The organism is Haladaptatus sp. HS23, from assembly GCF_056892285.1.
This window is the reverse complement of the sequence record NZ_JBXGLH010000002.1, coordinates 445,789-455,244: the sequence shown is the minus strand read 5'-3', so window position 1 is coordinate 455,244 and position 9,456 is coordinate 445,789. Positions and strand designations below refer to the sequence as shown.

12 protein-coding genes are annotated in these 9,456 nt (G+C 62.0%); 6 read left to right on the top strand and 6 right to left on the bottom strand.

All coding sequences use genetic code 11. The features are described 5' to 3' along the window. The first annotated feature begins 147 nt into the window (after positions 1 to 147). Complete coding sequence (locus tag AC1XDK_RS08565; protein WP_483349418.1) at positions 148 to 1,356, top strand: cytochrome P450; 1,209 nt, start codon at positions 148 to 150, stop codon at positions 1,354 to 1,356. Between the two features lie 60 nt (positions 1,357 to 1,416). On the opposite strand, the gene AC1XDK_RS08560 is transcribed toward AC1XDK_RS08565, so the two are convergent. The 3 genes from AC1XDK_RS08560 to AC1XDK_RS08550 form a co-directional block, all read right to left on the bottom strand. Beyond that, on the bottom strand, positions 1,417 to 1,734 hold the full coding sequence (locus AC1XDK_RS08560; protein WP_483349417.1) for a DUF8026 family protein: 318 nt from the start codon (positions 1,732 to 1,734) through the stop codon (positions 1,417 to 1,419). Position 1,735: 1 nt separating this feature from the next. Then, the gene (locus AC1XDK_RS08555; protein WP_483349415.1) at positions 1,736 to 3,205 is read right to left on the bottom strand and encodes a sodium-dependent transporter; all 1,470 of its coding nucleotides are present in this window, start codon (positions 3,203 to 3,205) and stop codon (positions 1,736 to 1,738) included. A gap of 387 nt (positions 3,206 to 3,592) precedes the next feature. After that, on the bottom strand, positions 3,593 to 3,781 hold the full coding sequence (locus tag AC1XDK_RS08550) for a hypothetical protein (protein ID WP_483349414.1): 189 nt from the start codon (positions 3,779 to 3,781) through the stop codon (positions 3,593 to 3,595). A 120-nt stretch (positions 3,782 to 3,901) separates the two neighbouring features. Between AC1XDK_RS08550 and AC1XDK_RS08545 the strand changes: the two genes are divergently transcribed. Then, positions 3,902 to 4,696 carry a hypothetical protein gene (locus AC1XDK_RS08545; protein ID WP_483349413.1) on the top strand — a complete coding sequence of 265 codons (795 nt, stop codon included), beginning with the start codon at positions 3,902 to 3,904 and terminating at the stop codon, positions 4,694 to 4,696. Positions 4,697 to 4,699: 3 nt separating this feature from the next. Here AC1XDK_RS08545 and AC1XDK_RS08540 read toward each other — a convergent pair whose 3' ends face one another. Further along, the gene (locus AC1XDK_RS08540; protein ID WP_483349412.1) at positions 4,700 to 5,932 is read right to left on the bottom strand and encodes an ABC transporter substrate-binding protein; all 1,233 of its coding nucleotides are present in this window, start codon (positions 5,930 to 5,932) and stop codon (positions 4,700 to 4,702) included. 180 nt (positions 5,933 to 6,112) lie between these two features. On the opposite strand from AC1XDK_RS08540, the gene AC1XDK_RS08535 reads away from it, so the two are divergent. Together AC1XDK_RS08535 and AC1XDK_RS08530 are read left to right on the top strand one after the other, a co-directional pair. Then, a complete protein-coding gene (locus AC1XDK_RS08535; RefSeq protein ID WP_483349411.1) occupies positions 6,113 to 6,601 on the top strand; it encodes an Lrp/AsnC family transcriptional regulator in 489 nt (162 codons plus the stop codon). Continuing rightward, a complete protein-coding gene (locus AC1XDK_RS08530) occupies positions 6,598 to 7,737 on the top strand; it encodes a pyridoxal phosphate-dependent aminotransferase (RefSeq protein WP_483349409.1) in 1,140 nt (379 codons plus the stop codon). Before AC1XDK_RS08535 ends, AC1XDK_RS08530 begins: the two co-directional genes overlap by 4 nt. A gap of 22 nt (positions 7,738 to 7,759) precedes the next feature. Here AC1XDK_RS08530 and AC1XDK_RS08525 read toward each other — a convergent pair whose 3' ends face one another. After that, complete coding sequence (locus AC1XDK_RS08525) at positions 7,760 to 8,095, bottom strand: cupin domain-containing protein (protein WP_483349408.1); 336 nt, start codon at positions 8,093 to 8,095, stop codon at positions 7,760 to 7,762. Positions 8,096 to 8,214: 119 nt separating this feature from the next. On the opposite strand from AC1XDK_RS08525, the gene AC1XDK_RS08520 reads away from it, so the two are divergent. Further along, positions 8,215 to 8,565 carry a DsrE family protein gene (locus tag AC1XDK_RS08520; RefSeq protein ID WP_483349407.1) on the top strand — a complete coding sequence of 117 codons (351 nt, stop codon included), beginning with the start codon at positions 8,215 to 8,217 and terminating at the stop codon, positions 8,563 to 8,565. A 65-nt stretch (positions 8,566 to 8,630) separates the two neighbouring features. Continuing rightward, entirely contained in the window at positions 8,631 to 9,023 is a 393-nt protein-coding gene (locus tag AC1XDK_RS08515) for a VOC family protein (RefSeq protein WP_483349406.1), read from the top strand. Between the two features lies 1 nt (position 9,024). On the opposite strand, the gene AC1XDK_RS08510 is transcribed toward AC1XDK_RS08515, so the two are convergent. Then, complete coding sequence (locus AC1XDK_RS08510) at positions 9,025 to 9,450, bottom strand: VOC family protein (RefSeq protein WP_483349404.1); 426 nt, start codon at positions 9,448 to 9,450, stop codon at positions 9,025 to 9,027. Positions 9,451 to 9,456: the final 6 nt, after the last annotated feature.

The window sequence follows — 9,456 nt, the reverse complement described above, 5'->3', positions numbered from 1 at the left end:
TGGGCGACGTCTTCGAGCGCGACGATGAGTCGGGTTCGCCTGCTCGTCGAAACGCAGGTATCCGTGGATTTCAGACTTCGATGCCATTCGTACCGGAAGGTAACTCGACCGAAAAACCTACAAACTGACTGAACGATTATTCAGTCGATGGATTCCCCCGACAGACCGAACGCGGCCCTCCGCCCTCCCACGGAACTGCGCGACAGAGAGCGACAACTCGCACCGTTCGACTGGTACGCGGAGATGCGCCAGAATGCACCGATACGGTACGACGAGCGTCGGAACATCTGGGACGTCTTCCGGTACGAGGACGTCGACCGGGTTCTCTCCGATCACGACGCCTTCACGTCGGGCGTGCGGAACGCAACGGAGGTGTCGTTCGACGAGGACGACCAGGCGTTCAACCGGACGATGATCAACACGGAACCACCGGAACACGACAGGCTTCGTGGCTTCGTCGACGAACGGTTTCGGCCGGGAACGATACGTGAATTCCGACCGCGAATCGAGGAGTTGGCGGACGAGTTTCTGGACGCTATCGAGGACGAAGACCGAATCGAAATCGTCGGCGATTTCGCGTATCCGTTTCCCGTGACCGTCATCGCGGAACTGCTCGGTATCCCCGCCGACCGCCGTGACCAGTTCAAGGCGTGGTCCGACGCGCTCGTCGCCAGCCCACGCGACGAGACGGAAGCGGCGATCGAGAAGAACCAAGAACGCCGGCAACGAGCGTCCCGTGAGATGAGCGATTACTTCGCCGACCTGCTCGACGAGCGCGCCGACGGCGACGGCGACGACCTCGTCACGCTCGCCGCGACCAGCGACGACCTCGAACGAAGCGAGAAGATCGGGTTCTGCATGCTCCTTCTCACCGCGGGCAACATCACCACGACGAACCTCATCACGAACGCCGTCTGGTGTTTCGACGACCACGGCGTGACCGACGCCGTTCGGACGGGCGATATCGACCGGAAACGGGCCATCGAGGAGGTGCTTCGATATCGTTCCCCCGTGCAGTCGCTTCGCCGCGTTGCCGCCCGCGACGTCGAACTCGGCGGAAAAACCATCGAATCCGGTGATCTGATCTCGGCGTGGGTCGGGTCCGCGAACCGCGACCCCGACGTGTTCGACGCGCCCGACGAGTTCCGATCCGAACGAAGTCCGAACCGACACATCGCGTTCGGGAAGGGTATCCACTACTGCCTCGGTGCCCCGCTCGCGCGCGTCGAGGCGGACGTGGCGCTCGAAGCCCTGTTCGAACGGTTCGACGTCGTCGAACCCACCGAAGCGACCAAGAAACCGGTTCCCAGCCAGATTCTGTACGGACTCGAATCGCTCCCCTGTCGCACCGAATGAGTCGAAACGGTCCCCGTTGACTTCGACCCTCCGCGGTTCAAAAAATCGGCTCCCGTGCCGCTACAGCTTCTCCAGCGAGTCGATCTCCTCCCGACTCCAGTCGTAGAACGTCGTATCGATGCGCCGGAGCGTCTCGACACACTCGTTGTACCGGTCGCGGGCCTCGGACGCGTGTTTGTCGCCGGGGTTGTCGCGTATCCACTTCCGTAGCTCCGTCAAGGAGCGCGGCGAGTAGGTGTCGATTTCTCCCTGTTCGTTCAGCAGTTCGAGCTTTTCGTCCTCGTCCCGTAGCGAGCGGAAGAGCGCCCACACCGCGGTTCCCCAGAGGACGGCGATCGCACCGAGCATGACTACCCACGTGATCATCGAGAGCGCCATCTCAGTTACCCCCTTCGGTCGCAGTTTCGGGTGATTCACTCGTTCCACCCCGTCCGCGAAGTGCGCCCATGATGATGACGGAACCGACGAGCAGGACGGCCATCAACACGACGCCGCCGACCGTCTGGGCCAGCGATTTGCTCACGTATGTCACGACGTATATGGCCATTATCAACACCATCACTATCGGGATGAGATACTTGATGATACCGACCCACCATCTGCCGACGTGGATGTCCGAATTGCGGTTGAGCGCGATGACGCGCATGGGTTCGGCTTCAAGTTTCCACCCGACAGTCAGGATAATGAGCAGGGTCGCGAGCGGCAGGCCCCAGTTCCCGAACATGAAGTCCATCGTGTTGAGGAAGTCCCCGGAATAGGCGCTCGGTAGGCTGAGCAGCCAAATGATACCGACGACGGCGAGCACGGTGCTCTTCCGGCTCAATCTCGTCTCCTCGGAAATCGTCGTCACCGCGACTTCCGTGATGGCGAGTCCGGACGAGAACGTCGCGAACAGGAAACCGACGAAGAATAGGATAGCCCACACCTGCCCGCCCGCCATGCCTCCGAACACTTTGGGGAGCGCGACGAACGCCAGTTGGGAACCGGCGCTCGGTTCGAGGTCGAACGCGAACACCGCCGGGAAGGTGGCGAAGATGGCGAGCAGACCGATGCTCGTGTTACCGATGGCGGTGAACACCCCGCCGCCGAGGGGTACGTCGTCGTTCTTGCTGAGGTAGCTCCCGAAGGTGAGTGCGATACCCCAACCGAGTCCGGTGGAGAACAGCGCCTGTCCGAGCGCGGCGATCCACGTGGACGATTTACTGAGGTACTCCCATTTCGGGGTGAACGCGAACGCGAGTCCATCCATCGAACCGGGGAGCGTGAGTCCTTTGATTCCGATCGCGATGAGCGCGAGGACGAGGAACGGAATCATCCATTTGACGACGCGTTCGATGCCGTCCTTGATGCCGAACAGCAGGACGCCCGCCGTCGCCGCCATCGCGATAGTGTCCATCCCGACGGTGAGCAACGGCGACCCGGAGAACGCGTCCCAGAACGCCCCCGACGCGAAGCCCCCTTGCGAGAAGGTCAGGAGGAGCGAGTGGGCCGCGTAGTACAGCGTCCACCCGATGATGGGCGCATAGTACGACATGAGCGCGATGTTCACGAGGACGACGACTAACCCGAGACCTTCCGCCCGGCCCTCGCCGAAGGCGGATTTGAACGCCCCGATGACGCCGCGATTCGTGTACGACCCGAACACCGTCTCGGCCATCAGGCCGGGAACGGCGATGAGGAACAGGAGGATGATGTACGCCACGAGGAACGCACCACCTCCGTTTTCCCCCGTCGTGAACGGCATTCGCCATATGTTTCCCGCGCCGACCATCGCGCCGAGCATCGCCATGAGGAAGCCGAAGCGACTCCCCCACTGCTCCCGTACAGTTCGTGCGCTAGCATCTGACATGGTTACGGCGTTGCTAACGTCCGGCAACGTCTTATAAGGCTACGGTTCCCTCACCTTTTTATAACAAATTAAAACTATTACACTATCAGTTCTATACATGTATCCAATACTACCTTTGTCGTATGGAAGTGCCTCGCGGCACGTCCCGTCGTGTCGTTTCACTCGGGTCAATTCGGGCCACAAATTGTATATCGCTATACAAAATGGTCGCGCGGTGGATACCGACCATCGATAGGAGGTCCCCCGTTCCGACGGATGCTGACACCCCTTCGTCTCATCGTTCGCTTCCCTCGTTCACGGCCGCGGCCATCTGTGTCGAAAATGATGGCTCTCGGTTCGACGCGCCGACGATTGACCGCCGACTCCCCACCTGACTTGCCGCTTTTCCTACACCGAGGGTCCCTCATCGCGACTCGGGGGTGACCACCCGTGTTCCTTGACGATGTTGGGTGCACACTCCTCACAGAACGTGAATTCGCGGTCCTGTTCCGTCCCCCCTGGGCCGTAGCGGAACACCGAGTGCGGTTTGACGGTGAGGAAATCGCCGCATTCGTCACAGATATAGCCTTCTGGCATGCGAAGTGATACCACGCTATCTCATATATGCGTTTTCGGCGGTTCGTCCGCGGAATGATGGCTGACAAACGGTGTCACACTCGCGACACTGTGAAGGTACTCGATACTGAACGTTCGTCCGTGCCCTCCGCCGCTCCGCTCTACATCTCCGACTTCGCCGACGAGCGCTGTCGCTTCGACAGCTACTGGTCCCGTCTCGAGGAGTTGGACGTGCCGGTTCCGAAGACGAGGCTCGTCCCGCTCGAAACCGATGAGGAGGGAATCCACTGGGACACAGACGCGATTCTCGACTTCATGGAGCGAAACGAGTACGACCGGGCGTTCGTCCGGACGCAGGTCAAGGCGGCGACGGTTCGGCTCCGCGACGGGTCGCTCATCTACCGCCCCGAGGCGGACGTGATAGACCGGGTGGTCGAATCGTTGCTCACGCAGAACGGCGAACAGGGCTGGCCTCACGGCGGCGGACTCGTCGTGCGCGAGTGGCTCGACTTCGATTTCTGTCGGCACCCGAACCACAACTGCCACCCGTCGGTTCGATTCTTCGTGGACGACGGCGACGTTCTCGGCCACACGCCGCCGACCGCGGAGCGAGCGAGGAACGTCTGTGACGACACCTACGACTATCTCGACCCCGTGATTCGGAGCGTGGACCTCTCCACGCCGCGCCGGTACGCCGACCGGATTGCGGGCGAGTTCTCCGAGTCGTGGAGTGTCGATTTGATCATGGACACGACGGGGACGTGGTACTGCCCGGAACTCAACTTCAACGGCGTCTACTGGAACCGAGAAGAGAAACGGTGGTGGAACATGTGCGGTCAAGGCGACTTCGAGCCGTGGAGTCCCGTCGAGATTCACTCGGCCGCGCTATATGGGACGAAACCGGAAACCGCAGACGACGGTCCCGGCTGGTGGTGACGGCTACTTTCCGGTGATGATGGCGGCGAGTTTCTTCCGGTCGAACAGCTGTTCGTCCTTCGGAATCTCCGGGTACGGCTTGCCCTTCTCGTAGCCCGGCCACGCGCCGAACTGGTCGGGATACAGCTGTTTTGCCGTCATTTCCAACTGGAAGAGGTTCATTATCGGCCCCTGATACCGCATCCCAGCGGCGTAGAAGCGGTCGTTCTCGATTGCCGAAAGCTTCCCTCCGGCGGGGTGATTCCGTATCTTCTTTTCCATCTCGTCCACATAGTAGCCCGGCGAGACGCCCCACAGGTGGAGAATGACGTCCGGATCGACTTCGAGCATCGTCTCGTAATCGACGGTGCCCCACAGGTTTCCCCAATCCTTGTCCGCGAAGGCGTCCTTGGCACCTAACGGGCGCGTGTCCGCTAACCAGTAGCCGGGTTTGTTGAGGTGGTACGTGTAGAACTTGCCGTCGCTGAAGGTGACGCGGACGGCGGTCGGACGCTCCGACTTCGGCGGAAGCTTCTTCTCGATGGTCGAAATCACGTTCGAGTGGATTTTCGTGAGCGCGTCGTAGCGCTCCTGCTCTTGGAACACCGACGCTACCTTGCCGAACATGTCCCAGAGACCGTAGTACTGATATCCGTCACGGTACTCCTTCGGCGGTTGCCCGTTCGTTCCGCTGTAGAAGTTGCCGAACCACGGCGCGAGGGTGTTTCCGACCTTGTCGATGTCCGACTTCGACCAGTTCTTCTGCGTGGAGAGGTACGCCGGGTCGAGGAAGTGAACGTCGCTGTCGAGTTGGTAGAGCAGTTCCTTGCTGATGCCGTTCCCGAAGGGGTCGGGCAGGCCCTTCCACTCGAAGGAGACGCCGTCGAGTCGGTCGTAGTAGGTGTTCATCGTCTTGCCCGACATCTCGGGGACGTAGACGGAGTTCACGGCGTCGCCGTGGCCGAGCGCGACCGCCATGTCCGCGTACTGGGGAAAGAGCACGAACGCGCTTTCCGGGACGCTATCGAACTCGACGTCGCCCATCGGTGCCATCGACACCGAGTACGGGCCGCCGTCCGTCGTCGTTTTCCCGGACTCCGTGGACGTTCCTTCGTCGGTCGTACCTTCGTCCAACGTTTTCTCGGAGTTCGCGTTCGAACCATCGCCACTACAACCGGCGAGGAGACTGCCAGCGACGAGCGCACCGCCGCCCCGGAGATAGTCACGTCGGGACGGAGTGGGTGGTGTTCCAGACATACGAGTTTAGGTATGCCTAAACAGAGGTTAGTAGTTTTTGATTCGCGGAAAACGAGATGTCGAGATTGTGGGAAGAACTGCGAGGCGTCGCGGTAACTGTCTTCCATCAGTCCCCGCGTCCCACCAGTCCGTTGTCAGGTGCGGCCAAACTACTTGTGCTCCCGTCCAGAAAGGGGTGCTATGGAGTCGAAACGGGAACTACTGGAACTGCTCCTGTCGAACGCCCGCGAGAGCACCCCCGACCTCGCACGACAGACCGGCCTGTCGGAGTCGGAAGTGGAATCGCTGGTCGCTGAACTCGAATCCGAGGGCGTCGTCCGCGGCTATCAGGCGGTCGTGGACTGGCACAACATCGACGACCAACACGTGCAAGCGGAGGTCGAACTCAACGTCGAACTCGACCGGGAAACCGGCTACGAGGAGATAGCGCGTCGAATCGCGAAATTCCCGGCGGTCGTCTCGCTGCGACTGATAAGCGGCGACTACGACTTCGCCGTCGACGTGGAAGGCGAGTCGATGCACGACGTGTCCAACTTCGTCTCCGAGCAGATCGCGCCCATCCCGGAGGTGACACAGACGGTGACGCACTTCGTGATGGAGACGTACAAGGAACGCGGCATCGAGTTCGAGGACCGCGACGACGACGACCGTCTCTCGGTTTCGCCATGAAACCCGCCGACCGCGTTCAACAGGTCCCTCCTTCGGGGATTCGTCGCTTCTTCGAACTCGCGGAGGAGCGCGACGACGTCATCTCGCTCGGCGTGGGCGAACCCGACTTCTCCGCGCCGTGGGCCGCCCGAACGGCCGCAATCGACGCGCTGGAACGGGGACGAACGTCCTACACCGCGAACCGCGGCCGCCGCGACCTTCGGATGGCCATCGCGGACCACGTGGAACGCTACGACCTCGATTACGACCCGGACGACGAGATTTTAGTGACGGCGGGTGCGAGCGAAGCCATCGACGTGGCGATGCGGGCGCTCGTGAACCCCGGCGACACCGTGGCGGTTCACCAGCCGTCGTACATCTCCTACGTCCCCGGCGTCGTCTTCGCGGGCGGCGAACCGTTGGCGGTTCCGACGCGGGCGGAGGAGGGCTTCGCGCTCACCTACGACGCGCTGGAATCGGCGGGTGCGGCCGACGCCGATGCGCTGATGCTGTGTTATCCCAACAACCCGACCGGCGCGACGATGAGCAGGGACCAACTCGCGGAGGTCGCGGAGTTCGTTCGGGAACACGACCTGTTCGTCCTCTCCGACGAGATTTACGCCGCGCTGACCTACGGGGGCGACCACACGTCGATTTCGACGTTCCCCGGCATGCGCGAGCGAACCATCGTGTTCAACGGCTTCTCGAAGGCCTACGCGATGACGGGGCTTCGACTAGGCTACGCGCTCGGTCCGACCGACGCCATCGCCGCGATGAACCGGATTCATCAGTATTCGATGCTCTCCGCTCCCGTGACCGCCCAGTACGCCGCGTTGGAAGCGCTCCGGAGTTGCGAGGGAAGCGTCGTCGAGATGCACGACGAGTACAACCGCCGTCGGCGGTTCGTCCTCTCGCGGTTCGACGAGATGGGCCTCGACTGCTTCGAGGCCAGCGGCGCGTTCTACGCCTTCCCCGCGTGCGGCGGCGACGACGAGGTGTTCGCGGAGGAACTCCTCGAAGAACAGGGCGTCGCCGTCGTGCCCGGAAGCGCCTTCGGCGAGGGCGGTGCGGGCCACTTCCGCGCCTCTTACGCGACCGGGATGGCCGAACTGCGCGAGGCGACGAACCGAATCGAAACGTTCGTCCGCGGGCGGTAACGCGCGGACGGCGGAACACCTCTTACCGTTCACCGGGTTCGCTTTCGGGTTCCGGCGGCGCGGTAACACAGACCACCTGCGACGCCTCGTCGCCGAGAACCTTCCATCCGTGCGGCACGTCGGCCGGCGTGACGATGGTGTCGCCCGGTCCGGTTTCGCGCGCTTCGCCGTCCACGCTCCACTCCATCCGCCCCGAGCGGATGAAGATGATGTGCTCTTCCCCGTGGGTGTGTTCCTCCCGCTCCGTTCCGGGGTCGTGGTGGACGACGTGGACGTCACACCCCTCGAATCCCATCCGCTCGCCCGGGCTCTCCGGCGTGACGAACGCACTGTACTTCGGCGTCGATGAATCGCTCATACGTGTTTCCCCCGCCGATACGAGGCCGCCAATCATGTTAACCGTTGCCAATGTTCTGGGGTGAAAGCGTCTGATGAATTCGTACTCTGGTTATCGACTTCCCCGCCGTGCGGTATGTCATGAAAACCGTGATTCACGTTTCGAGTGCTGACCCGAACGAGCAACGTGAAGCCATCGCGAACACCCTGAACCTCGTCGCCGACGAGAGCGTCTCCGAATCCGGTGACCACGTGATCGTTCTCGCGAACGGTGCCGGCGTCCGCATGTTCGTCGAGGCGACCACCGCACTGGAGGAGTTCGTGAACGAACTGCGGAATTACGACATCGCCCTCCGCGCGTGTCGGAACGCGCTCCACGGAATGGGTGCGACGGACGACGACTTGTTGCCGGGCGTCGAGGGCGTCCCCTCCGGGTCCGGCGAACTCGCCAGACTGCAGGACGAGGAATACGGGTACATCAAAGCCCCGTAACCGACCACTTTCACTCCACGTACGGCACACCGTTATCTCGATACCGTCCCTTTTCCCGCGCGTTCATGATGACTGAAATCGGTCGCACGACGCTGTTGGTGGACGACTACGACGACGCCATCGAGTTCTACACCGAAACGCTCGACTTCGAGGTACTCCACGACGCCGAACTGGAGGAGGGCTATCGGACGGTTCACGTCGGCCGCTCAGACCAGTCGCCGGTCGGTATCTGGCTGATGGAACCCGTCGGTGACGATGAACGGGAGTTGGTCGGCGGACAGACCGGTGACCAACCGGCGTTCGTCTTCTACACCGGCGACTGTCGGGAAACCTACGAAACGCTCTCCGACCGGGGCGTCACGTTTCTCGGGGAACCGACGTCGGACGAGAGCGGCGTTTACGTCCACTTCGAGGACCTGTACGGAACCAAAATCGTCCTCGTCGAACTGCTCGAGTAAGTCACTCCGGCGCGACGAGTTCGACCTTGATTCGCTCCGGGTCCTCGAAATAGACGGCGTAGTGGTCGTCGCCACCCGCGAACGGGTGGTCGTCTTCGTACAGAATCGGAACGTCCCGCGAACGCAACTTCGCCGTCAGTTCGTCCACGTGCGCACGCGATTCGGCGTGAAACGCGAGGTGATTTAGCCCTGGACGACATCGGTGGTACGGTTCGTCCCGGAACGCCTCGTCCGCTTGCACGAGAACGATGTACGTTTCCCCTCGTTCCCACGACCGTCCGCCGTCCCAGTCCTGATACACCGAGTAGCCGAGTTCGTCAAGTAACCATCCCCAGAAGGGGGCCGACGTCTCGAAGTCGCTCGCGTACAGTTCGACGTGGTGAAGGTGTCCGGTCGGGGAGGTAGTTCGCGAGGAAGCGTCGGTCATCACTGC

Coding starts and splice junctions, on each gene's coding strand:
- AC1XDK_RS08525 (WP_483349408.1), bottom strand. CDS start 8,095: ATGAGCGATTCATCGACGCCGAAGTACAGTGCGTTCGTCACGCCGGAG.
- AC1XDK_RS08550 (WP_483349414.1), bottom strand. CDS start 3,781: ATGCCAGAAGGCTATATCTGTGACGAATGCGGCGATTTCCTCACCGTC.
- AC1XDK_RS08510 (WP_483349404.1), bottom strand. CDS start 9,450: ATGACCGACGCTTCCTCGCGAACTACCTCCCCGACCGGACACCTTCAC.
- AC1XDK_RS08520 (WP_483349407.1), top strand. CDS start 8,215: ATGAAAACCGTGATTCACGTTTCGAGTGCTGACCCGAACGAGCAACGT.
- AC1XDK_RS08560 (WP_483349417.1), bottom strand. CDS start 1,734: ATGGCGCTCTCGATGATCACGTGGGTAGTCATGCTCGGTGCGATCGCC.
- AC1XDK_RS08515 (WP_483349406.1), top strand. CDS start 8,631: ATGATGACTGAAATCGGTCGCACGACGCTGTTGGTGGACGACTACGAC.
- AC1XDK_RS08530 (WP_483349409.1), top strand. CDS start 6,598: ATGAAACCCGCCGACCGCGTTCAACAGGTCCCTCCTTCGGGGATTCGT.
- AC1XDK_RS08555 (WP_483349415.1), bottom strand. CDS start 3,205: ATGTCAGATGCTAGCGCACGAACTGTACGGGAGCAGTGGGGGAGTCGC.
- AC1XDK_RS08535 (WP_483349411.1), top strand. CDS start 6,113: ATGGAGTCGAAACGGGAACTACTGGAACTGCTCCTGTCGAACGCCCGC.
- AC1XDK_RS08540 (WP_483349412.1), bottom strand. CDS start 5,932: ATGTCTGGAACACCACCCACTCCGTCCCGACGTGACTATCTCCGGGGC.
- AC1XDK_RS08565 (WP_483349418.1), top strand. CDS start 148: ATGGATTCCCCCGACAGACCGAACGCGGCCCTCCGCCCTCCCACGGAA.